The 24985-nt window shown below is 60.5% G+C and carries 24 protein-coding genes and 1 tRNA gene; 4 read left to right on the top strand and 21 right to left on the bottom strand.

Going from position 1 to position 24985, the window contains the following annotated elements:
* Positions 1-49: 49 nt before the first annotated feature.
* Positions 50-475 carry an oxoglutarate dehydrogenase inhibitor Odhl gene (gene odhI, locus HMPREF2878_RS06210; protein WP_016422837.1) on the bottom strand — a complete coding sequence of 142 codons (426 nt, stop codon included), beginning with the start codon at positions 473-475 and terminating at the stop codon, positions 50-52.
* Positions 476-713: 238 nt separating this feature from the next.
* Entirely contained in the window at positions 714-2993 is a 2280-nt protein-coding gene (secA2, locus tag HMPREF2878_RS06205; protein ID WP_070653031.1) for an accessory Sec system translocase SecA2, read from the bottom strand.
* 189 nt (positions 2994-3182) lie between these two features.
* On the opposite strand from secA2, the gene rraA reads away from it, so the two are divergent.
* Complete coding sequence (gene rraA, locus HMPREF2878_RS06200; protein WP_016422839.1) at positions 3183-3656, top strand: ribonuclease E activity regulator RraA; 474 nt, start codon at positions 3183-3185, stop codon at positions 3654-3656.
* A 97-nt stretch (positions 3657-3753) separates the two neighbouring features.
* On the opposite strand, the gene HMPREF2878_RS06195 is transcribed toward rraA, so the two are convergent.
* From HMPREF2878_RS06195 to HMPREF2878_RS06135, 13 genes are all read right to left on the bottom strand, one after another.
* A tRNA-Pro gene (locus tag HMPREF2878_RS06195) sits at positions 3754-3827 on the bottom strand.
* 86 nt (positions 3828-3913) lie between these two features.
* Positions 3914-4918, bottom strand: coding sequence for a PASTA domain-containing protein (locus tag HMPREF2878_RS06190; RefSeq protein WP_070653029.1), 1005 nt, complete (start codon positions 4916-4918; stop codon positions 3914-3916).
* 123 nt (positions 4919-5041) lie between these two features.
* Complete coding sequence (der, locus tag HMPREF2878_RS06185; protein ID WP_070653027.1) at positions 5042-7354, bottom strand: bifunctional cytidylate kinase/GTPase Der; 2313 nt, start codon at positions 7352-7354, stop codon at positions 5042-5044.
* 51 nt (positions 7355-7405) lie between these two features.
* Complete coding sequence (locus tag HMPREF2878_RS06180) at positions 7406-8257, bottom strand: pseudouridine synthase (RefSeq protein WP_049193586.1); 852 nt, start codon at positions 8255-8257, stop codon at positions 7406-7408.
* Between the two features lie 341 nt (positions 8258-8598).
* Positions 8599-9288, bottom strand: coding sequence for a dethiobiotin synthase (gene bioD, locus HMPREF2878_RS06175; RefSeq protein WP_070653025.1), 690 nt, complete (start codon positions 9286-9288; stop codon positions 8599-8601).
* A gap of 26 nt (positions 9289-9314) precedes the next feature.
* Positions 9315-10673, bottom strand: coding sequence for an adenosylmethionine--8-amino-7-oxononanoate transaminase (locus HMPREF2878_RS06170; RefSeq protein ID WP_246821927.1), 1359 nt, complete (start codon positions 10671-10673; stop codon positions 9315-9317).
* Positions 10674-10885: 212 nt separating this feature from the next.
* Positions 10886-12019 (bottom strand): PDDEXK family nuclease, encoded by a 1134-nt coding sequence (locus HMPREF2878_RS06165; RefSeq protein ID WP_070653023.1) that lies wholly within the window; start codon positions 12017-12019, stop codon positions 10886-10888.
* A 429-nt stretch (positions 12020-12448) separates the two neighbouring features.
* On the bottom strand, positions 12449-13063 hold the full coding sequence (gene scpB, locus HMPREF2878_RS06160; RefSeq protein WP_049170455.1) for an SMC-Scp complex subunit ScpB: 615 nt from the start codon (positions 13061-13063) through the stop codon (positions 12449-12451).
* A gap of 120 nt (positions 13064-13183) precedes the next feature.
* Positions 13184-14026, bottom strand: coding sequence for a segregation and condensation protein A (locus tag HMPREF2878_RS06155; RefSeq protein ID WP_187271199.1), 843 nt, complete (start codon positions 14024-14026; stop codon positions 13184-13186).
* A 3-nt stretch (positions 14027-14029) separates the two neighbouring features.
* Positions 14030-14905: a ParA family protein gene (locus HMPREF2878_RS06150; RefSeq protein WP_049189940.1), complete on the bottom strand. Its 876-nt coding sequence runs from the start codon at positions 14903-14905 to the stop codon at positions 14030-14032.
* A 64-nt stretch (positions 14906-14969) separates the two neighbouring features.
* Positions 14970-15908 (bottom strand): site-specific tyrosine recombinase XerD, encoded by a 939-nt coding sequence (locus tag HMPREF2878_RS06145; protein WP_070653021.1) that lies wholly within the window; start codon positions 15906-15908, stop codon positions 14970-14972.
* Positions 15905-16558, bottom strand: a complete 654-nt coding sequence (locus tag HMPREF2878_RS06140; RefSeq protein WP_070653019.1) for an NUDIX domain-containing protein — start codon at positions 16556-16558, stop codon at positions 15905-15907. Before HMPREF2878_RS06140 ends, HMPREF2878_RS06145 begins: the two co-directional genes overlap by 4 nt.
* 48 nt (positions 16559-16606) lie before the next feature.
* Positions 16607-18238: a CTP synthase gene (locus HMPREF2878_RS06135; RefSeq protein ID WP_070653017.1), complete on the bottom strand. Its 1632-nt coding sequence runs from the start codon at positions 18236-18238 to the stop codon at positions 16607-16609.
* A 143-nt stretch (positions 18239-18381) separates the two neighbouring features.
* Here HMPREF2878_RS06135 and HMPREF2878_RS06130 point away from each other — a divergent pair, with 143 nt between their 5' ends.
* Positions 18382-18900, top strand: a complete 519-nt coding sequence (locus tag HMPREF2878_RS06130) for a type 1 glutamine amidotransferase domain-containing protein (protein WP_070653125.1) — start codon at positions 18382-18384, stop codon at positions 18898-18900.
* A gap of 40 nt (positions 18901-18940) precedes the next feature.
* Entirely contained in the window at positions 18941-19708 is a 768-nt protein-coding gene (locus HMPREF2878_RS06125; protein WP_070653015.1) for an LURP-one-related/scramblase family protein, read from the top strand.
* 55 nt (positions 19709-19763) lie between these two features.
* Here HMPREF2878_RS06125 and HMPREF2878_RS06120 read toward each other — a convergent pair whose 3' ends face one another.
* Entirely contained in the window at positions 19764-20879 is a 1116-nt protein-coding gene (locus HMPREF2878_RS06120; RefSeq protein ID WP_070653013.1) for a lipase family alpha/beta hydrolase, read from the bottom strand.
* Between the two features lie 414 nt (positions 20880-21293).
* Between HMPREF2878_RS06120 and HMPREF2878_RS06115 the strand changes: the two genes are divergently transcribed.
* Positions 21294-21800, top strand: coding sequence for a hypothetical protein (locus HMPREF2878_RS06115; protein WP_069359500.1), 507 nt, complete (start codon positions 21294-21296; stop codon positions 21798-21800).
* Between the two features lie 96 nt (positions 21801-21896).
* Here HMPREF2878_RS06115 and HMPREF2878_RS11010 read toward each other — a convergent pair whose 3' ends face one another.
* The 5 genes from HMPREF2878_RS11010 to HMPREF2878_RS11005 form a co-directional block, all read right to left on the bottom strand.
* Positions 21897-22115, bottom strand: coding sequence for a UTRA domain-containing protein (locus HMPREF2878_RS11010; RefSeq protein WP_083229256.1), 219 nt, complete (start codon positions 22113-22115; stop codon positions 21897-21899).
* 20 nt (positions 22116-22135) lie between these two features.
* Positions 22136-23191 carry a ParA family protein gene (locus tag HMPREF2878_RS06110; protein WP_069359499.1) on the bottom strand — a complete coding sequence of 352 codons (1056 nt, stop codon included), beginning with the start codon at positions 23189-23191 and terminating at the stop codon, positions 22136-22138.
* 101 nt (positions 23192-23292) lie between these two features.
* Positions 23293-24318, bottom strand: coding sequence for a restriction endonuclease (locus HMPREF2878_RS06105; RefSeq protein ID WP_210387014.1), 1026 nt, complete (start codon positions 24316-24318; stop codon positions 23293-23295).
* Positions 24319-24367: 49 nt separating this feature from the next.
* The gene (locus tag HMPREF2878_RS06100) at positions 24368-24625 is read right to left on the bottom strand and encodes a hypothetical protein (protein ID WP_069359498.1); all 258 of its coding nucleotides are present in this window, start codon (positions 24623-24625) and stop codon (positions 24368-24370) included.
* Between the two features lie 43 nt (positions 24626-24668).
* Positions 24669-24980, bottom strand: coding sequence for a helix-turn-helix domain-containing protein (locus HMPREF2878_RS11005; protein WP_083229255.1), 312 nt, complete (start codon positions 24978-24980; stop codon positions 24669-24671).
* Positions 24981-24985 lie beyond the last annotated feature (5 nt).

Here is a 24985-nt window from a genome sequence, read left to right as displayed (position 1 = left end):
AAAAATAAGGGGTTAATGCCGACAGGCGTCGACATTAACCGATGTCGAATTAGTTACCGATCAGGAAGACGAGGCGGAACTTACCGACCTGAACCTCGTCACCATTAGCCAGAACCGCGGAGTTCTTCGGCTCGCGGTTAACGTAGGTACCGTTCAGCGATCCCACGTCGACGACCTCGTAGGAGTCACCGTTCTTGCGGAACTCTGCGTGACGACGGGAAACAGTCACATCATCGAGGAAGATGTCGCTGTCCGGGTGACGACCAGCGGTGGTGACTGCCTGATCGAGCAGGAAACGCGAACCTGCGTTTGGCCCCCGCTTGACAACCAAGAGTGCCGAGCCCGCCGGAAGTCCTTCAACACCGGAGACCGTGGAGTCCGTGTTAGAGCCGGACTCCATTTCCTTCAGCAAATCTGCACGGAAGACCGAGGTGGTCTCGACCGATGCCTCTGGCTGGCCGCTATTGCTAGTCATATCTTTCCCTCCGGGATAACCTTGGGCGATTTACTCGTTACTTTTTAGATAATAGCGCCCCAACCGCTTTCGTGTTGTTATCTAATCCCAACCATGTTGTGACGCAGCTCACCAGCAGGGTATGTACAACATGATTGATATGCGTAAATACCGACATCTGAGAGCTTTCTCTGTGGGTGTACCTAGGCCGGTCACCTGAGAAATATTTTCAAATTGTTACCAAACCTGTGGTTACGGCTTACCTAAACATCGCTGCAATTGAGCCGACGACCGAGCCGCCACCATTGCTCAATGGGTTGTCGTTGACCATGTACGTCCACGTCGAGCTCGGGCGAGCAAGACCCGTGTCCTCTAGATGTGCGCCTTCGCTGTCGATTTCGACCTCTTGGAAGGTCTGCACCGACTCGGTAACGGCATTGTTCACCAGGCTCTTAAAGGCGCCGATGGCGGCGCGGTGGAACTCATCAATGGGGCTTTCCTTAGCCAGCGCGCGCAGGTGAATCGACTCCCGCAGGTCATCCAGATCCGCCAGGTGGTCTGACCATCCGCGATCCAGGTGGCTCAGCATGATTTCCCGGGCAGCATCCTCGGCGACATCGCGCCCGACTACGGATTCGACTTCCTTGGCCCGCGCCGATGCCAACTTGGACAGTTCTTCCCAGGCTGCATTAGTAGTCAGCAGTTTCTCCCGGCGCTCATCCAGAATCTCGCGCTGGTCACCGATGAGCTTGTTGTACTTCCACGTCGTCGCATGAATCGACAGCATGGTCGCCTCTGTCACTCGCTGTGCGCGGTCGATGAACTGGTATGCCCTCTTATCCCGGACACGGCCATCATCCTCGGGCAGCACGCTCAGCGTCTCGCCAGCAGCGCCCTCGGAAATCACCGGATCATCCAGGGAGACAAAGAACACCGACGAGCCCGGATCGCCTTGGCGCCCGGCGCGGCCACGCAGCTGATTGTCCAGTCGGTCAGTGCGGTGCTTGCCCAGGCCAATAACGCATAGTCCACCGCGTTCGACCACCGCATCTCGGTTGGATTCATCTGCCCCACCGAGGCGGATGTCGGTTCCTCGTCCGGCCATCTGGGTGGACACCGTCACGCGGCCAATATCGCCAGCATTGGCGATGACCTGGGCCTCCAGCTCGTCATTTTTCGCGTTCAGCACCGAGGATTCGATACCACGCAGAACCAGTGCATCGGCCAGGCGTTCCGATTCCGCCACGTCACGGGTGCCTACGAGTATTGGTCGACCAGTGCCGTTGAGTTCCACGACCTCGTCGACAAGCGCGGCGAACGCGTCGTCGGTGGTGGCGTAGATGCGGTCGGGCTCGTCGTCACGAATGCATGGGACGTTGGGTTCGATGACGGAGACGTGAAGTCCGTAGAACTCGCGGAACTGGTCTCCTGCGGAGGTGGCGGTGCCGGTCATGCCGCAGGTGATGTCGTAGCGGCCGACGAGTTGCTGGATGGTCATGGAGTCGAGGATGCGGCCGCCCTCAGAGACTTGCAGGCCCTCCTTGGCCTCTACCGCTGCTTGCAGACCGTCCGGCCAGCGCTGCAGTTCCGCCACGCGTCCCTTCGAGGCGTCGATGAGCTGTACCTTGCCATCGCGCACGATGTAGTCGACATCGCGCTGCAGCAACTCGTGGGCGTGCAGTGCAACGTTGACCTGAACCAGAGTGGTGCCGACATGTTCGGCGTCGTACAGCGAGCCGATGCCAAGCAGCCGTTCGACGCGTGCGGCGCCGGTATCGGTGAGGAAGACGTTGCGACGACCTTCGTCGACGGTGTAGTCGTCGCCGAGCTGCAGGCGGCGCACCACGTCGGTGATCTGACCGGTCGGTGCGGTGCCCGGCTCACTGCCGGCAAGCACAAGCGGGACCAGCGCTTCATCCACCAACACGGAGTCGGCCTCGTCGATGATCGCGACATCAGCGGGCGACTGCACGCGGTCTTCGATGGCCGGCGCGCAGCGGTCGCGCAGAACGTCGAAGCCGAGTTCGTTGACGGCGGCGTAGACGATGTCTGCCGCATATGCTTTACGACGCTCCCCCGGTCCCTCCTGCGGCGAAATAGCCGCCACCGAGAGGCCTAGGAACCCGAACAGAGGTTGCATCCACTGCGCGTCGCGGCCTGCGAGGTAATCGTTGACGGTCACGGAATGCACGCGGTGGCCACGCAGCGCGAACCCTGCTGCAGCCAGGGCGCCGGAGAGGGTCTTGCCCTCACCAGTGGCCATCTGGATAACGTCTCCCTCCATGAGCGCCAGTGCGCCTTGCAGCTGCACATCGAAGGGGCGCATGGACAGGGTGCGCTGGGAGACTTCGCGGAGTGCGGCTAAAAGCTCCGGTGCGTCGGTGGCGTGTTGGCGGGCGAAGTCGGCGAGGTCGGCGTCGGAAAGCGCCTGTACCTGTGGCTCGAGCTCAGCGGCGCGCGCCACCAGCCCTACGCTGCGTTTTTGGTTGCGCCCTTGCTTGCCGCTAAGAGCCTTCCAAAACCAATTAAACCCAGCCATCTTCTACCCTTCCTGCGCGCGTGTGGTTGTCGGCGCGTTCTGACTCACCAGAGTAATCAATCTGGGCCGGCCTTCGGAGTGTCAATCGCCGCCAGCGAATTTGCACCATATGTCTTTAGTCACATCTTGAGTTTGAAACAATGGGTTTAACACTTGATGCGAGAATTTTCGGAAGGACTTGAATCCCCTATGGCAATCGAATTCATCCCCACCGCTGACCTGGTTGACGAGATCGGCCCGGACGTGCGTTCCTGCGATACCCAGATGCGTAACCTCGGCGGTCGCGTGGAGTTCTGCGGCAAGATCTCCACGGTCAAGTGTTTCCAGGACAACGCGCTGCTGAAGAAGGTCCTCTCCGAACCGTCGGAGGGTGGCGTGCTTGTCATCGACGGTGACGCTTCTGTGCACACGGCGCTGGTCGGTGACGTTATTGCGGGGCTCGGCAAGGACAATGGCTGGGCTGGTGTGGTCGTCAACGGCGCGATTCGCGACTCCAAGCTGATTGGCGAGATGGACTTCGGCTGCAAGGCGCTTGGCACCAACCCGCGCAAGTCCACCAAGACCGGCGAGGGCGAGCGCGACGTCGTTGTCTCCTTCGGCGGCATCGACTTCGTTCCGGGCGAGACGCTCTACGCTGACTCCGACGGTATTGTCGTGCGCTAGTAGCATCGCGCGCTAGACGGCAAACAAAAGCCGTAAGCAATAGCCGTAAACAAAACCGCCGCCTCCCGGAATCTTCCAGAAGACGGCGGTTATTTTGTCGGGCTGACCGGATTTGAACCGACGACCCCCTCACCCCCAGTGAGGTGCGCTACCAAACTGCGCTACAGCCCGCGTGCACGAAAGTGCAACGAGCTATAGGTTACATCATTGGAGTTTGAAGGCGAAAATCGCCCCAGATCCCTGCCTTTCCTGCGGCATTACTGCAGGTAGATGGTCACAGGCGTGGATGTCTCCGCCATCTGTCCCTCCGGCGGATCAATCGAGGCGACCTTGCCCATAATCGCGGCCACAGAATTGGTCGGATTGCCCTCGGCGTCGACGACAGTCACGTTCTGGTAGCCGTTGGTACGCAATTCAACCTCAACCGATGCCGGGCTTTTGCCCACCACGCCCTGCGGGATGGTGCCCCAACCGCTGCTGCGCTCACCGGGGCCAGGGATAGCTGGCGGCGACTCGCGAAGTTGGTCGAGCTCCTGCTCAAGGCGCTCACGGGTGTCGTTAATCGTGCCCGACGGGTCCAAGCGATCGGTTGGGCTTGTCGTGGTTTCTTCCGGCGAGGTTGTCGTCGGCGTCGGGCTTGACGACGTCTCCTGAGTCGGCTCCGCCGTATTGTCGTTTTTGTCCTCGGTTCCGGAAGTAAAGGACAAAACCAGGGCTACCAGCGCGACTACGGCCACCATGGCGGCGATGGCCACGATGGCGACAGGCTTGCCCCAGCCCTTCTTGGAGTCATCATTGCCACTGTTGCCACGGTTCTTACCGCGGTTGTTGCCGTTGTTCATGTCACCGTAACCGCCTGCGCCACCTGCGGCGTACTGCTGGGTTGCACCTGCCTGCTGACCCGCCTGGCCATAGCCGCGTTCTTCTTCAGAAAGCGGAGCCCAGTACTGGCCGCTCCCTTGTGCGCCACCGCCTTGCGCCCCGGCACCTGCACCAGCACCGGCGCCGGCACCTCGCGAGTTCTCAAAACGTGTTTCATCGCCACGCTGCAGGAATTGTGTCTCAGAGGAGTCGCCACCGAAGTATTCGGTCGGCTGCTCGCCCGCGAAGTCGGCATCTGGGTTGTATCCACGGTATCCCTCGTCCCGCGGAATGTAGCGAGTCGCGGAGTCATCGCCGTATGCGCTTGAGGAATCGCGTCCGTAGCTGTTGTCTCGGCCATCGTGCTGAGAGCCGTCACGGTTATTGCCGCGCCTGACCATTGTCAGTTCTCCTTATCGCTAATTTCCTAAAACTCCAAAATGCCAACGAAAAGCCCAAAATGCAATTGCCTAAATCACATTTTGGGCTTTTCTCAGCTCGCCACGCGCAACTGGCGGAGCTTCCTAGCGGCGCTTCTTCTTCTCGCGGACACGCACCGCGATGCGCACCGGCGACCCCTCGAAACCGAACTCTTCACGCAGCTTGCGCTCCAGGAAGCGACGGTAGCCATGCTCCAGGAACCCAGTTGTGAACAGCACAATTACCGGCGGGCGCGAGGATGCCTGGGTGGCAAACAGCACGCGCGGCTGGCGGCCACCACGCAGCGGTGGCGGGTTCTGCTGCATGATCGCACGCAACCAAGTGTTCAGGCGACCAGTAGAGATGCGCTTATCCCACGACTCCACGGCCTCCAACATTGCCGGTTCCAGCTTCTGCACAGCGCGACCAGTCTTGGCGGAGATGTTCACCCGACGAGCCCACGGCACGTGTGCTAGCTGCTCTTCAATTTCGCGCTCGAGCAGATCGCGACGGTCCTCATCCATGAGGTCCCACTTGTTGTAGGCGACCACAAGTGCCCGACCGGAGTCGAGGATCATCCGCAGCACGCGCTGATCCTGTTCGGTAATCTGCTCGGAGGCATCGACCAGAAAGATCACGACCTCGGCGTTGTCAATCGTCGAACGGGTACGCAGCGAAGCGTAGAACTCGTGGCCCTTGGCGGTCTTGGTCTTCTTGCGAATACCAGCGGTATCCACGAAACGCCACAGCACCTCGTCCATCTGCACCAGGGAGTCCACCGGGTCAACCGTGGTACCGGCCACGTCGCTGACCACTGCGCGATCTTCACCGGAGAGCTTGTTCAGCAGCGAAGACTTGCCCACATTCGGCTTGCCCACCAGCGCCACACGGCGCGGCCCGGTCGGCAGCGACTTCGCACGCGGCACCTCCGGGAAGGAGGACACCACTTCGTCCATCACGTCGGCATTGCCACGACCGTGGAGGGCCGAGGTTGGGTGCGGCTCGCCGAGCCCGAGGGCCCAGAACTCCGCGACGTCGCCAAGCTGCGAATCCGACTCAAACTTGTTGGCAGCGAGAATAACTGGCTGCTCCGCGCGTTGCAGGCGACGGGCCATGACCTCTTCCGTAGCCGTGATGCCAACGGTGGTGTCGACAACCATGACAATCACATCGGCGGTCTCCATGGCGGTCTCCGCCTGACGAGCAATCGCCGCATGCATACCCTTGGCATCCGGGTCCCAGCCGCCGGTGTCCTGCACCCAGAAGCGACGTCCGCCCCATTCACCCAGGTAGGAGATGCGGTCGCGGGTCACGCCCGGGAAGTCTTCGACAACTGCTTCACGACGGCCAATGAACCTGTTAACCATGGTGGACTTACCAACATTCGGTCGTCCCACAATGGCCACGGTCGGAAGAGCTTCTTCCTCCTCGTCGCTCACGCCAAGCGCTGCGAAGGCGTTTTCCAGTTCTTCCCAGTCGGCATCGTCATCGATCTGGCCGGTTTCGGCGCGCTCGATGGCTTCGGAGATGATCGTCTCGTGGTCAGCGATTGTGCGGTCGATGAACTCGTCTGCGCTGGTGTGGCTGCCTGCGGTGCCCGGCGCGTTTTCGCTCTCCACGTTTGCGACCAGGTGTCCGGCGGTGTCGTCCTCGGAGTCGTCGTAAGAGCCCTCGTAAGATTCCTCGAACTCCTCGTTGTCGACATCGTCCCAGTCCATGGTGGACCCCGGGTAGCCGGCCTCAACGACATCGAGGACGTTTTCCACGACCTCTTCAATATCCATCTCAGAGGTGTCCAGAATGAATGCGTCCTCGGCTGGCTTCAGCGGAGAGGTCGCACGGTTGCTGTCGAGTTCATCGCGGCGGATGACGTCGGCAAGCACGGTGTCGAAGTCAACCTCACGACCAGCAGCGATGTCCTGGTCGTAGCGGCGGCGAGCGCGGACCTCTGCGGAGGCGGTCATGAAGATCTTCGCCGGGACGTCCGGGAGAACGACCGTGCCGATGTCGCGGCCTTCCACCACACAGCGCACAGCCGATGCGGCCAACGAGCGCTGGAGTGCGACCAGGTTGGTGCGCACAGCCGGAATCGCGGAGACCGCCGACACGTTGCGGGTGACCTCCGGGCCGCGAATCTCGCCGGAAACATCCTCGCCGTCGAGAAGGACGGCAGTGGAGTTCGGGTCATCGGAGACTTCCAGTGGCAGGGCGGCCGTCGCCTTGGCCACGGCTTCCTCGTCGGTCGGGTCGATGCCCTGGCGCAGCACCCACAGGGTGGCCACGCGGTACATTGCGCCGGTGTCCAAGTACTTTGCGCCCAGCTCGGTTGCGACCATCCGGGAGACAGTCGACTTGCCAGTGCCGGAAGGGCCGTCGATGGCAACCAACAGCATGTCGTCAGTGTTCTGCTCGCTCATGTGGGCTCCTTCAGCTCCTTGGTTCTCTTCGTTCTTTTTCACTAGTGCCATTTACAGCCCCACCGCGTTGTAGAGGGAGGTCAGCTCAGCGCGGTTGAGTGCGCGGAGAGCGCCCGGGGTCTGCTCGCCCAGCTGGACAGTGTGAATCTTAGTGCGCACCAGGCGCTCGACCGGGAAGCCCGCAGTCTTGAGCATCCGGCGGACGATGTGCTTGCGACCCTCGTGCAGCTCGATGCGGACGATAGAGCGGCCCTGCCAGACGTCGATGATCTGCGCCATGTCCGCCTTAGCGATGCCGTCATCGAGCTCAATGCCCTTTTCCAGCTCGCGCATGACCTTGGCATCGACCTCGCCGACAACGGTGGCCATGTAGGTCTTGGTGACCTCGTAGCTCGGGTGCATCAGACGGTTGGCCAGCTCACCATCGTTGGTGAGCAGCAGCAGACCCTCGGTGGGCGCATCCAGTCGTCCCACGTGGAAGAGTCGCTGACCAGCGCTGATCTTCTCACCGATGATGTCGCCCACACACGGGCGGCCCATGTCATCGTGCATGGTGGACTGCACGCCACGCGGCTTGTTCAGGACGAAGTACTGCATGTCCTCATTGACGATGACGCGGGAACCATCAACGCGGATCACAGACGTGTTCGGGTCCACCCGCACGCCCTGTCGCGTCACAATCTTGCCATCGACCTCGACGCGGCCTTCGTCGATAAGCTTTTCCGCCATACGACGCGACGCCACGCCTGCCTGTGCCAATACCTTCTGCAGGCGCACGCCCTCGCCTGCTTCGCTGTGCACGCGCTTGCCCGAGCCGCGGCGGTTGTCGTCCACATGCTGGTGGCGCGCCGGGCGAGCGTTGGATACGTAGATGTCCTTCGCGTGGACGTTGGAGGTCTCCATCTTCGCGCCGCTGTCGCGACGGCTGCGGTTGCGCTGGGCGTTAGTGGAGCCGCGGTTGGATTGATTCTTACGGTTCTTGTGTGCCGGTGTGCCTTCTCGGCGAGCGGGTTTAGCCACTTGACCTACATCCTTTTCAAGCGTTGGAGAATGTTCTGTTTGTTAGAACGTCAGCGCCAGGCGACGCTGTTCTCTCCCCCGTGGGCCCAAAATTGGCCGGTGGAAGCAGGTTAATAAAGAGAATTACAGAGAAAGCCTCGCGCCTTGTCGTCTAGCCACCTTAGCACGTTTTTCGCAAAACGCCAGCTTAACGACGTCCTGCGCGGCCTCCCCCTACAGCGCACTTAAAGCGCTGCGGCCCACTCTCGCACGCCCGGCAGCCACTGCGTAGCTTTCGACACAAACTCCTGCTGACCCAGCGTGCCCGCTCCCGCCTGCACCGACCCCAGCAGCGGCACCTCGGTGATGCGTGGCAGTTCTTCCAGGTTCGTCTCGATAATCGGGTCGGTCTCCGCCGGCAGCGAACCGCCCACCAGCGCCGTGACATTGACCCCACGGCCCCGCGCCACCTCGACGGTGAGCTCCGCCTCGTTCAGGCAGCCCAGGCCCAACCGCGTCACGACCACCATCTGGCTCCCCGGCAGCAACGCCGCCAGCTCCGGCAGCGCCCAGTCCTCGCCGAGCCTCACTAGCAGCCCGCCCGCGCCCTCCACGAGGACAACGCGGTTCGGCCCGTCGATAAGCTTGATCTTCTCCGCGATCTCCGTGGCGTTCGGCAGGCGCATTCCCGCGCGCTGCGCCGCCGCCAACGGCGCCATCGGCTCGGGGTAACGCTCGAAACCATGCAGGTTATCGATCCCCGTCAGCTCTGCGACAGTGTCCAAATCGCCGCCATTTGGGCCCGGGAAACCGGTCTGAATCGGCTTGACGACGTGCACCTGCCTGCCCTCTTCGCGTAGTGCCGCCGCCAGGGCTGCCGTGCCGATGGTCTTTCCAATATCGGTACCGGTGCCGGTGACAAGGACGATGCTCATGGTGGTTGGTGCTCCTTTTGGTTGCGCTACTTGCGTTCTTCCTCGGCGGCGACGATGGCGGCGATGGCCTCGCAGATACGGTCGACCTCGTCATTGGTGCTGATGTACGGCGGCATGGTGTACACCAATTTGCCGAATGGCCGCAGCCACACCCCGGCATCGACGGCCGCTGCGGTGGCCAGGCCCATGTCCACTGGACGCTGCATCTCCACGACACCGATTGCGCCAAGGACACGCACGTCGGCCACAGCATCGCTGCTGGCTAGGGGCTGGAGCTGGTTGCGAAGTCGGGACTCGATGCGCGGGACATCCTCACGCCACTGCCCCTCTGCAATCAGGTCGAGCTGCGCGCAGGCCACCGCACAGGCCAAGGGGTTTCCCATGAAGGTGGGGCCGTGCATGATACCTCCGCCTGCACCACTGGAAATGGTGCGAGCCACGTCGGCGGTGGTGAGGGTGGCTGCGAAGCTCATAAAGCCGCCGGTCAGCGCCTTGCCGACACACATAATATCCGGCACAATCCCGGCCGCCTGCGTCGTGAACAGGTCACCGGCCCGGCCGAAGCCGGTGGCGATCTCATCCGCGATGAGCAGAATCCCGTGCTTGTCACACAGCTTCCGGAGCCCCACAAGCAGCTCGTGGTCATGGAACCGCATGCCACCAGCGCCTTGGACTACCGGTTCAATGATGATGCCGGCGACGGAGTCGTCGATAAGCGAATCGAAGTGCGCGAGATAGCGTGCGCGTTCCTCCTCGGTTGCGCCGCGGGCGGGTGGTTTGTCGGCGAAGACCTGCGGAGTCCACTGCCCCGTCCACAGCGAATGCATGCCGCCCTCGGGGTCGCAGACGGTCATGGGCGCGCGAGTGTCGCCGTGATAGCCGCCGCGCCAAGTGGCCAGGCGGGTGCGCTCGGGATGGCCTTTGGCCTGCTGGTACTGCAGCGCCATTTTAATCGCCACTTCGACGGAGACCGAACCCGAGTCGGAGTAGAAAATGGCATCGAAGCCGGGGCCTGCGAGCTTTAGGAGCTTCTCCGCCAGTTCGATGGCCGGACGGTGTGTGAGTCCGCCGAACATGACATGCGACATCGTGGTGGCCTGCTTCTTCGCGGCTGCGATCAGCTTCGGGTGCGAGTGGCCGTGGCAAGCGGCCCACCAGCTGCTCATGCCGTCGATGAGGGTGCGGCCGTCGGCGAGGTGGAGGTTGACGCCCTCGGCGGACTCGACCAGCTTGGGCGCGACCGGCGACGGGATGGGGCCGTATGGATGCCAGATGTGGTCGGCGTCGAATTGGGCGAGGTCGGCGATGGCTGGCCGGGTGTGTGGTTGGGTGTGTGGTTGGGCGGGCGGCGGGGTGTGCGGCTGGGCGGTTTCCGAGGCTGTCATGATACTCAGCATAATACCTGTACAGCGCCAGACTTGAACGCCGTTCGGGGTTGGTGGTGGAGCTTCTCGCAAGGATTACAGACAGTCTCAGTGACTTTACGACACCCATGTCACCTCGTGGCAGCTGTGGAGGTGGCATGAGGTGACACTCGTGTCGTGAAGTGGACTTAGGGCCTGTGGAAGCGGGCCGAGAGCGGCAGTGCCGACGCCGCCTAGTACAGCCGCCCCGCCTGGCTCCACACTCGTCGGCGACGCATGGCCAACTCGGCCGCCTTACCTGTGATCGTGATGGGCTGCCGCGCGAAGGCGTAGTTACCGCGATAGCAACTACCACCATTTGCTAGGTGACGCCGGATTTCCGCGGCTGCTTGCCGCAAGGTGGCTACGGCGGAGCCGTCGAAAAGCTGTGACCAGACGATCCGGATGACATTCAACCCGAGGTTCTTCAGGCGCTTTTCGCGCTCCAGCTCCTTTGCGATTGCCACCTGCGTGTCCGCGACTCCACCGTCGGTGTATTTCATACGGCCATCGAACTCGACGATCAGCCCAAGCTCGGGCAGGTAGAAGTCCACGCGTGCGATGAAGCCACGATCATCCCGAAAGGACACCTGCTGAAGCAACGGAGTACGAGAATCGTCGACAGAAGCTAGCCCCGCCTGGACGATTGCTTCTTTAGTGAGCGATTCCCCAATGCTTTCCGACGACGCTGTCGCTTGCCCCAACAATCTCCTGGCCTGTGCATTTCCCGGAGCACGCGGATATGCAGCCAACGTGGCCAACAGCTCCTCGGTGTCGGTGTGGCGCTGGAGGGCGGCGTCGGCAAGCACTAGTGCATTGTGCGGAGTGCGGGAACGGCAGACGTCGATGACGGACTTTGGGACATCGGTGACGAGGCGGCCATCGATTTCTACGATGTCCTCGGGGAGAATCCGGCCGGAGACGCGGATGAGGCGTTTGTGCGGCTGGTACGGGCCATTCGGCGTGCTTCGCGATTGCCCGCGCGTGCGGCCGGAGTTGGCTATCGCGATGGGAGTGTTGTGCGTAAGTAGAGGTAAACCGTGGAGAGCAGCGGCGGCATCGCGGGTGACTACGGTGGTGGTGCCGCGATGGACGAGCGCTTTGATTTCCAGGATGTAACGTTCGGTGCTGTTTAGGGTGAGCCACCTGTCGACCGGCACGTACGCGCCGTGTGCGAGCCACAGGAGGCTGCCGCTTTTGGCTCGCTGGCGGAGATCTCGGTCGGAGTGCTGGCCGATTCGGGAAATTGCGAATGTGCTGGGGCGGGCGCATTCGCGCTGCTGGCCGGTACGGATGATGTCGTCGGCGTCGTAGATCCACTGCGGCATCGGATTGCGCTCCTGAGGTCCATGCATTTGCTGGCTGGCGGGTGGTGGTGTGAGTGTTGGTGAGTGTTTGCGTGTTTGTGAGTGTTTGCGAGTGTTGGTGAGTGCTACGTTCTCATTTTTGGGCTCACACGGAGGCTCAGAAGGCGTCAATTTGGCGTCGACTGTGGATAGTTTGCAGTTTTCGGGAGTTATCCACAGGGCGTGTGGTGGGTGTGTGGTGGGTGTGGTGGGTACAAAGGCTCGCAGTGAGCTGAGGCGAGCAGCAAACCCAGCCCGAAATGCGACTTCACGACACCCATGTCACCTCGTGACAGCTGTGGAGGTGGCATGAGGTGACACGCGTGTCGTGAAGTGGGTTAGCCGATGGAGCGAGCCCCGCAGCCCGCGGCCCAGCTAGCCCCCCCCTGTCCAACCGCCCCAGAACCCCACCTAGTCCAACGGCTCGTCGATCAAGTCGACCTCAGGCAGCAGCGGAGCCAAATCAGGCAGCTGGTCCAGCGAATCAATCCCCAAAAGCTCCAGGAACAGCGTCGTCGTAACGTACAAATGCGCGCCGGTTGCCGGGTCCTCTCCGGATTCCGCAATCAGACCGCGCGCGACCAGCGTGCGCATCACCCCATCGACATTGACACCACGCACACCGGAGACCTGCGCACGCGTGGCCGGCTGTCGGTAAGCCACTACTGCCAGCGTCTCCATAGCTGCACGTGAGAGCTTCGACTGCGAGCCATCCAGCAAGAATCGCTCGACCGCGCTGGCGTGGGCGGGAGCTGTGTAAAACCGCCAGCCCTCATCCGTTTCGCGTAGCTCAATGCCGCTGCGACGTGCACGGTATTCGTACTCGATTTCGCGAAGCACGTCACGGACATCACTTGCGGAAACATCCAGCGCCCGCGCCATATCCTCCGCCGCCACCGGCGTATCGACTACCAGCAGAATCGACTCAACGCCTGCTCGCAACGGGTCAATGGGCGGCAACTGAGCCGAAGAAGCAGACGCGGGCTCCACGGCCTGCTCGGATGGTCCGGAACTGGTTTCGCTCATGCGGGTCAGATTACGCAACCTCCCGCGCCGGGCGCTAATTGGCCGGGCGCTAATCAGCTGTTAGCACCAGCCCGACCAAGCCAAGCCGCAACGCCAGCCCCAACAGCCAGCCCCAGCCACCTACTCCCAGTTCGCCGCCGCCACGACGGCCGGGTCCACGTCCAGCCCGGTCCAGGCCACGTGGATTTCCTCCAGCGCCTCCTCCTGCTCCACACCAATCGCTTTGGCACGGTAGAGCTCCAGCAGCGCCAGGAACCGCCCGACAACCTCCATGGACACGCGGCACTCCGAGGTCAGCTGCGTAAACGTCAACCAGGTCCCCTCGCCGGCCAGCCGCAGCGAGTCCAGAATTTTGCCCGCCTGCTCCGGCACGGACACGGGCACACCGTGGATGTGCCCGACGCCGACTTCCTCCGGCGGCTTCGGCCGCATCACGACGGCCGCAAACTCGGCGAACTCCCCGAGCGACATGCCCAGGCGCACGGGCGGCAGCAGCTCCTCGAACTGCTTGTCCGGCCCCACAGCTCGCGGATAGCGCCGCGGCGCGGTCTTCTGCCACTCCTCGAATTGGTCGGCTACCTTGCCATACGCCTGGTACTGCAGCAGTCGGGCGAACAGCAGGTCGCGTGCTTCTAGCAGTTCGAGGTCTTCTTCGCTGTCGACGTCGCCACGCGGCAGAAGTCGTGCGGTCTTGAGGTCGAGCAGCGTCGCTGCCACGACGAGGAATTCGGTGATTTCGTCGAGGTCGCTGACTGCGTCGAGGCTGCGCGTGTACGAGATGAACTCGTCCGTCACCGCCGCCAGCGCGACTTCGGTGACGTCCATCTTTTTGCTGCTGATGAGCTGCAGCAGCAGGTCGAAGGGCCCGTTGAAGTTCGCGAGCGCGACGCGGAAGCCGGTGATTTCTTCCTGCACGCCCTCGCTTGACGACGGTTCGGGAGTGTAACTATCCGGGGAAGTCACCTATTATTTGCGGCCTTTGCGCTCGATGACCTCGCGGGCCAGGTTGCGGTACTGTGCCGCAGCTGGGGTGTTCGGTGCCCAGGTGGTGATGGGCTCGCCAGCGACGGAGGTTTCCGGGAAGCGGACGGTTCGGGTGATGACCGTGTCGAAGACCTTGTCACCGAAGACCTCGATGAGGCGTTCCATGACTTCCTTGGCGTGGCGCGTGCGGCGGTCGAACATAGTGACCAGGATGCCGGAGACTTCCAGGTTGAAGTTCAGGCGGTCGCGGACTTTGGCCACCGTGTCGGTGAGCAGTGCCAGACCGCGCAGGGAGAAGTACTCTGCCACCATTGGGATGATGACGCCCTCGGAGATAGTCAGCGCATTGACAGTCAACAGGCCCAGCGACGGCTGGCAGTCAATGATGATGAAGTCGTAGTCATTCATCACTGGGCGCAGCGCGCGTCCGAGGGCCTGCTCGCGGCCGACTTCGTTGACAAGCTGAATCTCCGCAGCCGACAGGTCGATGTTGGCCGGAACGAGGTCCAGGCCGGAGACCTTGGTGTGATGAATGGCATCGCGGACATCGGTGGTGTCGTCGACGATGAGGTTGTAGACCGTCAGGTCGAGTTCCTCATGGGGAACACCGAGACCGGCGGATAGTGCGCCTTGCGGGTCCAAGTCAACGAGCAGGACTTTACGGCCGAACTCTGCCAGCGCCGCACCCAGGTTAATAGTCGAGGTGGTCTTACCCACGCCGCCCTTCTGGTTACACATTGCCAGGATGACTGCGGGGCCGTGACTGTTCAGGGGTGCGGGTTCCGGCAGTTCACGTGCCGGACGACCGGTGAGACCGAGTTCAACTCGATCGGCCTCAAACAACCCTTCTTCAGCCACAGTCAATCCCTCTTCCTTGAAGATTTCTCATCAATTCTACTGCGCGATATATTACCGCCACATATTACCGCGAGTATTCAGCCCGTGGGTGAGCCCCCGCCCAGACTCGTCGCATATTCTCCGCGGTAATCATGGTGTAAATCTGGGTCGTCGTCACCGAGGCGTGCCCCAGCAGCTCTTGGACAACGCGCACATCGGCACCGCCCTCAATCAGGTGTGTGCCGAAACTGTGGCGCAGGGTGTGCGGGGAAATCTTCACCTTCAGCCCGGCGCGCTCGCCCAGCTCCGCCAGCGTATTTCCCGCTGACTGCCGAGACAGCCTGCGCCCCAGCGAGTTGATAAACAGCGCCGGCCCAGAGTTTGCCCGCACCCAGCTCGGCCGCCCGCGCGTCAGCCACGCATCCAGCGCCGCCATGGCCGGCGATCCCACGGGCACGATGCGCTCCTTGCCGCCCTTACCGCGCAGCAGCACGAGGTTGGTTTCGCGGTCCACGTCATCGATATCCAGGCCGGTGACCTCGGAAACGCGCGCACCTGTCGAGTACAGAAACTCCACCAGTGCACGGTTGCGCAAATCCGTCACGTCGGCGGTCTCATCGTCGGGGATGGACTCGATAAGCCGGGTGACCTCATCAATGCTGAGTGCCTTCGGATACCGCGAGGGCTGCTTCGGCGGCGACACCCGCTTGGCGACATCCACATCCAACGCGCCCTCACCCACCGCGAACTTATGGAAGCTCCGCACGGCCGACAGCGAACGCGTCACCGAGGTCGGGGCCAGCGCCGGCCTGCCCGCTGACTTATCTCCCCGCGCCAGATACGCCAGGAACTCTGACACATCCTGCTCGGTGACCTGCGCCAATTCCGTGCGGCCGATGCCCCGCAGATAGGTGCGGTACTTCTCCAAGTCGCGCTTATAACTGGCGAGCGTATTCGCCGACAAGCCCTTTTCCACCGCGAGGTAGGTGACGAAGGCGTCGACAAGCGGATCGATCGAACTCATCGGATACGTTTCAGGTCCGCGCCGGCGCCGAGCTGCTCTGTTCGACGCTGAGCCAGAGTCGTCGGTCGAATATCGAACGGCTCCGCGACCGAGCGTGGCGTGGCACCCCTCAGCAGCACCTCCGCCGCCAGCAGAATGCCGGACAGCGCGATGCCGTTGAGGATCTCTCCGCGCAGCGCCATCGCCACCGCATCCTCGGCCGGAATCCACGACGCAGTCATGTCCGCTTCCTCATCGTGGGCTTCCGGCTTATCGACGGCACGGAGCCCCCTGGCCAGATAGATCCGAACCGCTTCCTCTGCGAAGCCGGGTGAGCTGAACATATCGGTAAGCAGGGACCAGGACTCGGCCTCCAGCCCGGCTTCCTCTACTAGCTCACGTTTGGCGGCCTCCAGCGGGTCCTCGTCCGCGACATCGAGAAGCCCGGCCGGCAACTCCACCAGGCGCTTCCCTGCCGCCTGCCGCCACTGATTCAGCAGGTAGAGGCGGTTATCCTCATCTGCGGCAACGACTGCGACAGCGCCGAAGTGCTCCACAATCTCGCGGGCCGACACATTCCCACCCGGCATTCGCACCTGGTCGCGGCGGACCGCGATGATAGGTGCCTCGAGAACAATTTCGGAATCAACAACGTCAAATTGATGCGCCATGAGTTTCACTCTAATAGCTGGGCCGGATTCGGCTGCGCGGCGCCGAGGCTAGTTGCGCTTGAGGGCTGCGGCGATGAGGCCGTCGAAAAGCGGATGGGCGTGGGTGGGGCGTGACTTCAGCTCCGGGTGCGCCTGCGTGGCCACGAGGTATGGGTGCACGTCCGTGGGGTATTCGACGAATTCGACGAGCTTGCCGTCCGGCGAGGTGCCCGAGATGACCAGTCCGGCTTCTGACAGCTGGTTGCGGTAGGCATTGTTGACCTCGTAACGGTGGCGGTGGCGCTCGGTGACATCGGTGGTGCCGTAGAGGCCGGCGACGACGGAGTCTTCGGCGAGCTTCGCCGGGTAGGACCCCAGGCGCATGGATCCGCCCAGGTCAGCCTCACCGGAGACTGCCTGGAGCTGTTCCTCCATCGTGGCGATGACCGGCTCGGCCGCGTTCTCGTCGAACTCGGTGGACGACGCACCTTCAACGCCCGCAGTGCGCGCCGCCTCGATGACGACGCACTGCATGCCCAGGCAGATTCCTAGCAGCGGCGTGCCGGTTTCCTTGGCGTAGCGGATGGTCGCAATCTTGCCTTCGATGCCGCGTCCTCCGAAACCGCCGGGGATGACAATCGCGTCAACGCCGGCCATGTTCTTCTTCAGCCCCTCGGGGGTTTCGCAGTCGTCCGAGGCAACCCAGCGGATGTTCGCCTTCACTCGGTGGGCGAAACCTGCGGCACGCACAGCTTCCGCGACGGACAGGTAGGCGTCCGGCAGGTCAATGTACTTGCCGACGAGCGCCACCGTGACCTCGCCCTTCGGGTTGTGGACGCGTTCGAGCAGGTCGCCCCACACGACCCAATCCATGTCGCGGAACGGCAGGTTCAGGCGGCGAATGATGAAGGTGTCCAGGTGCTCGTCGTAGAGGACCTTCGGGATGTCGTAGATACTCGGCGCATCCGGGCAGGACACCACGCCCTCGCGGTCGATGTCGCACATCAGCGCAATCTTGTTTTTGAGGGAGTCGGGGATGTCGCGGTCGCATCGCAAAACGACGGCATCGGGAACCAGACCAATCGAGCGAAGCTCAGCCACCGAGTGCTGGGTGGGCTTGGTCTTCAGTTCCTTGGAAGGGCCGAGGTACGGAACCAGCGACACGTGCAGGTAGAAGACGTTTTCGCGGCCGACGTCGTGACGCACTTGACGCGCGGCTTCCAGGAAGGGCTGCGATTCGATATCGCCGACGGTGCCGCCGATTTCGGTGATGACCACGTCGGGCTTTTCGCCGTTCGCGTCCGCGTTCCCCATGGCGACGATGCGGGATTTGATCTCGTCGGTGATGTGCGGGATGACCTGGACGGTCTGGCCGAGGAATTCGCCGCGGCGCTCCTTAGCGATGACCGAGGAATAGACCTTGCCGGTGGTGACGTTGCCGCCGGCGGAGAGATTGCGGTCGAGGAAGCGCTCGTAGTGACCGAGGTCCAGGTCGGTTTCGGCGCCGTCTTCGGTGACGAAGACCTCGCCGTGCTGAAAGGGGTTCATGGTGCCCGGATCCACGTTGAGGTAGGGATCGAGCTTCTGCATAGTCACTTTGAGACCACGCGAGGTAAGCAGGCGGCCGAGCGACGCCGCGGTTAAGCCTTTTCCGAGGGAGGAGGCTACGCCTCCTGTAACGATGATGTATTTCGTAACCACGGGACTTCAGAATATCGCTTGCGCGGGGGCGAACGCAAGCGACTTTTCACAATGGCGGAGATTACTTACGCAACTAGGTAAGACTCTCGAAAATCATGGTCGCCTGGATGCATAAACGCGACCACGTCGTTACCCTCGGGGCTATGACTGATCTAACAGATAAGACCATTGCAGTTTTGGCCACTGACGGATTCGAGGACTCCGAGCTGACTAGCCCGACTGAGGCCGTGAAGAATGCCGGTGCGACCGTGCACATTATCTCCACGGAGGAGGGCTCCATTGAGGGCAAGAATGGCACGAAGGTGGACGTCGATAAGCTGACCAGCAGCGTTTCTGCCGATGATTACGATGCTCTGATTCTGCCTGGCGGCACCGTGAATGCGGACCAGATTCGCATCGATAAGGATGCCGTGGCGCTAGTGAAGGGATTCGCCGCAGCTAACAAGCCGATTGGCGTTATTTGCCACGGCGGTTGGATTCTCACCGATGCGGATGTGCTGAAGGGCCGCACTATTACCTCCTACATCAGCGTCAAGACTGACCTGATTAACGCTGGTGCCAACTGGGTCGATGAGGAAGTTGTCGTTGACGGCAACCTGATTTCCTCCCGCACCCCGGCCGACCTTGAGGCTTTCAACAAGGCACTCGTAGAGAACTTCTAAGCCACTCGGCTTTTAGCACCACCAAAGGACGGCTGTTGCCATGAGTTCATATTGGGATAATCCAAAGTCGCTGTGGGATCAGATTCCACAGCACGATCAGGAAGAGCACCCTGCCGCGCCAGAGCAGGAGCCCTCCGTGCCTGAGCAACCTTCCGCGCCGCAGCAGCCTCCCACACCGGAGCAGCTTCCGCCGCAGCAAGGGCGCCACCAGGGATTGCTCTCACACAACAGCATCGTTATCCAGCAGATTCGAAACTTCATGGCGGATGATTTCGACATCCTGGATACCGAGGGCCACTGCATCGGAAAGATCGAAACTACGGGCAGCACTCTGAGCCGAATGTTTATGGGCTCTCGTCGCCTGACAGTGTCCGAACCGGACGGCACTCCGGTATTCGTTATCACCGACCCGACCGATTTCACCCTTGATCGTTACGAGGTCTATTACCCCGACCCGCATGCGACTGATACCGAAGGCAAGCAGCAAGGTGGAGCAGAGTCATCGCGCCTTCTGGCCACTATTCAGCAGAAGTTTGCGTTCTTTAAGCGGCGGCTGGAGATTTCCATCCCCGGTTTTGCCAATTGCGAGGTCGACGGCGACGTCTGGCATTACGACGCCACTTTTATGATCAACGACGTCAGAGTCGCACAGATGTCACGCAAGTGGTCGGGGTTTGCGAATCTCCTATCCGGCAATGAACGCTATGTGCTGCAGCTCAAGGATGATTTGCCACCACAATTGCGCGCGGCGATCATTGGTGCCGCCATTGCCCTGGATTTGATGGCGAAAAAGGCGCAATCCGACTAGCTATTATCGCTGTCGACTCGCGCCTTTTATCAAGAGCTACTGCTCACGACTATCGCTACCGCGCCCCTGCAGCCTGAGCGATGCGTCCGTCAATTTCCGTGATTCCGTCAGAGACGGCATTGACGTGTTCTGGGCGCACATTGGCATTGTCGTTGATGCCGCCTTCAAAAACGGCGGTTACCGGCACGCACGGAACCTCAACACTACGTCCGAGCGCATTCACTACCAGCGCGATTGCTCGCGGCGAGAAGGTCAGACCAATATGGCCCGACAGGTCCGCAGAGCAACCATCCTGTAGGAGGATGTTATTGGAAGTCGGTGCGTTCCACTGGCTTGCAGCCATTGGCGTGACGGCTTCATCAACCTGAGTCGAGATTGCAACGTAGTTGACGCCCGGCTGCTCCAGGCCGCCCTCATTCATCTTGGCCATGAACTGGCCGTGCTGCATCAGATCCACCAGGCTGGGGCTGACAATGTACCCCGCAGCCTTGTCACCGGCATTGTCGAACTGGTTGAGCTGTTCCAAGCCGTAGGAAGCGCCGAGCAGGGTTGTGCCATGCAGCACGCCCGCCAGGGAAACGACGGTGCCAATCCCCCGGCCCTGCTCCTGCTTGGCGTAGGCGGCAGCCAAGGCGCCACCGGCAGAGTGTCCAACAATATCGACGGCGGTTGCACCAGTTTCCGCCTTGAGAGTGTCAATCTTCGCAGTCAGCTCAGCCAAAGCGGTATCCAGCGGGGTCATGTTACGCATGGTTGGAATAGAGCCCAGCACCGAAAACTCGTCAGGGCCTAGCTTGCCAACGTTAAATGCGTACAGGCACTTCCCCATTGCCTTTAGCTCCGGTGCCATGCGGGCATAGGTCTGGTACGAGTTCGAGTTCATACCGTGGATCATGACCACAGGATTCTCACCAGGTGCAGGAACACACTGCACATTTGTGCCCTCTGGACTAATGTTTTCCGTCATCCCCTGGTTGACCATGACAGTGGGGAAATCATTTGCCTTTGGACCCCACTCGCCCATTTCGGTCCAGGACAGGACCTGATCATTACCAGTTGCCGAAGCCGGTGCGGCAGCCGCGATGGGAGTCGCCGCCAGAGCGACACCAGCCGCAGCCAACAGTGCTGTGGCTGACCGTGCCAGTTTTGCAAATGCTCGTTGAGTGCCCATGATTACTCCTTGCCTAGAACAGTGAATAGTAAAACGTTTCCAATAAGAACTACGGCATGGGCAAGAGCAAAAAACAGGCTATAAATCGCAATCGTACTCTGAAAGGCGACCAATGAAAGCCCCTAAATAAGGTTAATAGAATGTGAACTAAATATAACTATAATGCTATTCACTTACAGGCCTGCAAGCTTTTAAAGTGATATCGACCACAGCGCGAAACGAGGCGAGCCCCCCTCGCAGCACCACAGGAGCATCGCTGATACTGACATCGCCATTAAGGATAAGCGCCTGCTCCACGAATATTTCAAACAACCAGTGATGCGGACGCTTGATATCGTCAGCGAGGAAACTGAGTCACCAATAGCTGAACTTAGAGAACGCTTTCTCACCTGCCCGTACAGTAAGGTATTTCACATGCACAAACGACACATTTTCGCCCTCGCACTGACTATTCCAGCGCTGTGCCTTTCGGCGTGCTCCAACGGAGAACCGGAAAAAGCATCGGAGCCGACTACCGTTACAAAAACTGTCACCAGCCCAGAAAGCAGCACAGAATCGACTGCACAATCCACCACCAAGACCTCTAACCCGTCGACACCCCCGACCCAGACAACGGAAAGCCCCGGGGCCACTGGTTACACCGGCGCTCCTACTGGTGAGCCGACAGCTATAAACAAAACAATTTCGCATTGCGCGAAATCCTCGCAGGGTCTTTACGAGCAGGGCACCACCTGGTTTACCGACGGCACCTCCGGTTGGACACAGTATTGCGCCAACAATTTCTATGACGGTCCTTCCACGAACACTGCCCCGGAGCCTCAGAACAACGAGCCATCCCCGTGGGTTCAAGGCCAAATCGACTGGGCTGATTGCCTGAACTCTGGCCATTCCGAGGAAGAGTGCCGCGCGATGTTGAATTAAGAAGCCGCTGTCGCCTTCGCCGAAAAGCACTCGCAGCGGCAGCTACGCCAATTCAATTCAAAGCCACCACCGCCCCCAAAGAAATCCCACAATCCCCTACCGCACGCCCTCCCCAGCCTGCAGCGAAATCGGCGACGCATTGCCCCGCGCCGTCGTCACCGAGAAATTCGCCTTACTTGCCAGGTAGCGGTCATCAGAGGCCTCAATCGGCACTCCGTCCAGCGTGAATGCACGGCGTCGCACACGCAGCAAAGGCGCGCTGACCTGGATCTTCAGCAGTGTAGCATCTTCTTCATTGGCTGGAACTGCGTCAATCGTGCGCGTCGCAAAAGCCTCTAACCCTCCAACCGCTCCAGAACCAGTGCAGCGACTTCATCAATTTTCTCTGCATAGCCAGTACGCTGGTTCAGCTGAGTTCCCCGCACGCCATCGGTTGCTTGCAGGTCTGCAATGGGTGAATGACTATCCTGTGCGGTCGCCGGCATGGAGTACATGTGCGGCACATGCCCAATCAGGTACTGGTCACACGAATGCCCGAGGCTATCGCCAATCCGCTTTGCTTCGTCGTCAAACTTGCCGCGGAAGCGTTCAAAGGCTCCGACAAGCTGTTCTTTACCGTTCGAGCGTCGCTTCACGTATTCCAGCGTTGTGTAGCCAAGGTACTGAAGCCCACGTCCGTCATGCCCGAGCAACCGAAGCTTTCGAGTTTTCTTCGAAATATCTGGCGAGTAGTTCCTCCACTGAGCAAGATTGCCCTCAGAAATTTCGCTGTATTCAGTGACCCAGTCGTTGAACCACTTGGCGAGGTTTCCAAAGGCGTGGAAGCTGAACAAGTCGGTTGACGTAGGAGTGACGAAGGCATCGCAGCCCAAAAGCACGGTGCGATTGAAAGGGCCTAACGACGGTCCCACATCGTAGAAGATGTAGTCGTATCGATCTTCATCTTCCATCGCCACAGCCAACTGCCCGGCCCAGTGGATTCGACGAAAGTCACCGGTCTTCTTGGCTAGCGATGACTGCCATGCGTCACTCATGACATCTTCAATGTTGGAAAGTGCCGGGTGTCCTGGCAGGACATCGACTCCGAACCGCTCCGAGCGCACTGGCCGGATATCGGGCTCGATATCGGTCTCGCCTTCTCGTAGCGGGATGAACAGCGAGTAGACGGTATTAGCCAACGAATCGCGCTCGGCCTGCTCATCATTCTTACTGCTCAGGTAGATTTCCTCGTGCTGTTCTTCAGTCAGCATGAGCTGTGTGGCATTACACTGCGGGTCGCAATCCACATAGAGCACTCGTTTACCCTGACGAGCGAAATAATGGGCGACATTGGTGGAAAGAGTGGTCTTCCCCACTCCTCCCTTGTTGTTGAAGAAACTGAGTGTCCGCATCGGGCTTCCTATTTACGTAAAAACAGTCTCCCGATTGTATAAGACCTGAAGCCCACTCAAGTAACCCCGCAACGACAGGTCACACCCGGCTGTGAGACGCCCTACTCATCCTCTTCGAAAAAGTCGTCATCCAGTTCGTAAAGGGTAATCTCATGTGCTTTTTGGACCGCCACACCATGGTCAAGCATGAGCGCGGAAAGTTTCACGCCATCAATCAGAACGATTGTTCCGTGCCGATAGTTAGCTGCAGCTTCTACTGCCCCGTTGGTAAAGCGGGAAGTTGTGATGAATACACCTTTATTCGCACCGCGAGAATCTAGCGCACCAATGAAGTTTCTTATTTCTCCATTCCCAACGGAATTTGAGTCAGCATAGCGCTTGGCCTGCACATAAACTTTGCCAAGCCCAAGGGCATCTTCACGAATCACTCCATCGACGCCGCCATCATTGGAACGTCCCAGATGCTGCTTCTGCCCGTGGACACCGCCGTATCCCATTGCCCACAGCAGTTCAATAACTGCGCGTTCAAAAAAATCCGGGGTCGAGTCCTGCAGGCGCTGCCGTAGATCGGTGGAAACCTTCGCGTTCCAGTCAGCTTGCGCATCCTCCACCATCTCTAATGGCGATTTTGTCGGGCTAGCCGACGCCTCTTGCCATTCAGCTAGAGTCCCTTCGTTGCGCACGCCTGAGGATGCCGGCAAGTCAGCTGCTGCATTGCCGAAGCTCTTACGCTCCCGAATTTCACTCTGATACTGCTGCCACTTGGGCCACTCCAGCATGTCCTGTTCGGTGTACTCGGTGAGATTTCTTGAATCTACCTGACGGCCGTTATCCGAGATCACATATTGCCCACGCTTGGGCCGGAGCACCAACCCCGCCTGAGCGAATGATGAACACGCCCATGCAATTCGATTTCTATATCTCGGCTGCCCGGATGGGACGGTTTCTTCCATAACCTCAGGCGCCAGGCACATGTGCCTAGCCACATCGTCCCCAAGCTCCGTCAGCCGACGTTCTCTTCCATCGGCTAATACTCGTAGTACGGCGGGGCGAAATTGGTCGATAGTCGGGGTGTTGTCACGTGCCATAGAAGGATTATAAATGCCTAATACCGGCTCGAAATCCATATATCGTTTTTGACTCTGATTTGAAGTCTCCTAGACGAAATACAGCTTTTTAGTTTCCAGCATCCAACCCATATACAATCCGCGCAATCTCCATGTCCACGCCGTGAAATCGTCCTCGGTTTCCGTGATGTCGATCTGTCGGACGCTGTCGCCGGGGACCACGAGGGGTGACCTGGCGCCCCTTGCCCAGCAAGAACCGCAAGAGCCGTTCTCGGATGGGCACGTTTTTGGTTGCCACGCCACCTGGGTCTTCCGGGATGTCCTTGGCGAAATGGAGCTTGAGCCGGTGCTGGATCATCTCCGTCACCTGCTTTCCTTAGGTTGGGGACCGGCCGCTTCGGCTGGTCCTTTCACCCCACTGCCGAGCCGGGCTCGACTGTTAAGCCGCGATTCCTCGACCACCTCGTCACTGCCGTCTTCACTTCGCGGAACAGCTGCGAGACCCGTGCTCGCGTTACTCCCAGATGCCGAGCGACGTCGGCTTGGCTCATGCCCTGCTGGATCATGAGGTCGGTGACAAGCCGATGCAGGTCACTTAGCTGGGCGATTGCGGCATACATGGCCAACAGGTCAGCCGCATGACTGCGAGCCTCCTCGGAGGCAATGAGCGCATCTTCCGGTGTGACCTCCGAGGTGACGGGGTCACGGTCGATCTCGAGCATCTGAT

Source organism: Corynebacterium sp. HMSC065H09 (genome assembly GCF_001812845.1).
GTDB classification, from domain to species: Bacteria; Actinomycetota; Actinomycetes; order Mycobacteriales; family Mycobacteriaceae; genus Corynebacterium; species Corynebacterium jeikeium_D.
This window is presented reverse-complemented; position numbering and strand designations above follow the sequence as displayed.

What these genes read in the sequence shown, in the direction of transcription:
- HMPREF2878_RS06180 (WP_049193586.1), bottom strand. Translation starts at nt 8,257, where the DNA reads ATGGAGACCTCCAACGTCCACGCGAAGGACATCTACGTATCCAACGCT.
- rraA (WP_016422839.1), top strand. Translation starts at nt 3,183, where the DNA reads ATGGCAATCGAATTCATCCCCACCGCTGACCTGGTTGACGAGATCGGC.
- HMPREF2878_RS06170 (WP_246821927.1), bottom strand. Translation starts at nt 10,673, where the DNA reads ATGACAGCCTCGGAAACCGCCCAGCCGCACACCCCGCCGCCCGCCCAA.
- HMPREF2878_RS06140 (WP_070653019.1), bottom strand. Translation starts at nt 16,558, where the DNA reads ATGGCGCATCAATTTGACGTTGTTGATTCCGAAATTGTTCTCGAGGCA.
- HMPREF2878_RS06105 (WP_210387014.1), bottom strand. Translation starts at nt 24,318, where the DNA reads ATGGATTTCGAGCCGGTATTAGGCATTTATAATCCTTCTATGGCACGT.
- HMPREF2878_RS06120 (WP_070653013.1), bottom strand. Translation starts at nt 20,879, where the DNA reads ATGGGCACTCAACGAGCATTTGCAAAACTGGCACGGTCAGCCACAGCA.
- HMPREF2878_RS06145 (WP_070653021.1), bottom strand. Translation starts at nt 15,908, where the DNA reads ATGAGTTCGATCGATCCGCTTGTCGACGCCTTCGTCACCTACCTCGCG.
- der (WP_070653027.1), bottom strand. Translation starts at nt 7,354, where the DNA reads ATGAGCGAGCAGAACACTGACGACATGCTGTTGGTTGCCATCGACGGC.
- HMPREF2878_RS06115 (WP_069359500.1), top strand. Translation starts at nt 21,294, where the DNA reads ATGCACAAACGACACATTTTCGCCCTCGCACTGACTATTCCAGCGCTG.
- HMPREF2878_RS11005 (WP_083229255.1), bottom strand. Translation starts at nt 24,980, where the DNA reads ATGCTCGAGATCGACCGTGACCCCGTCACCTCGGAGGTCACACCGGAA.
- secA2 (WP_070653031.1), bottom strand. Translation starts at nt 2,993, where the DNA reads ATGGCTGGGTTTAATTGGTTTTGGAAGGCTCTTAGCGGCAAGCAAGGG.
- HMPREF2878_RS06125 (WP_070653015.1), top strand. Translation starts at nt 18,941, where the DNA reads ATGAGTTCATATTGGGATAATCCAAAGTCGCTGTGGGATCAGATTCCA.
- odhI (WP_016422837.1), bottom strand. Translation starts at nt 475, where the DNA reads ATGACTAGCAATAGCGGCCAGCCAGAGGCATCGGTCGAGACCACCTCG.
- HMPREF2878_RS06130 (WP_070653125.1), top strand. Translation starts at nt 18,382, where the DNA reads ATGACTGATCTAACAGATAAGACCATTGCAGTTTTGGCCACTGACGGA.
- bioD (WP_070653025.1), bottom strand. Translation starts at nt 9,288, where the DNA reads ATGAGCATCGTCCTTGTCACCGGCACCGGTACCGATATTGGAAAGACC.
- scpB (WP_049170455.1), bottom strand. Translation starts at nt 13,063, where the DNA reads ATGAGCGAAACCAGTTCCGGACCATCCGAGCAGGCCGTGGAGCCCGCG.
- HMPREF2878_RS06110 (WP_069359499.1), bottom strand. Translation starts at nt 23,191, where the DNA reads ATGCGGACACTCAGTTTCTTCAACAACAAGGGAGGAGTGGGGAAGACC.
- HMPREF2878_RS06190 (WP_070653029.1), bottom strand. Translation starts at nt 4,918, where the DNA reads ATGGTCAGGCGCGGCAATAACCGTGACGGCTCTCAGCACGATGGCCGA.
- HMPREF2878_RS06165 (WP_070653023.1), bottom strand. Translation starts at nt 12,019, where the DNA reads ATGCCGCAGTGGATCTACGACGCCGACGACATCATCCGTACCGGCCAG.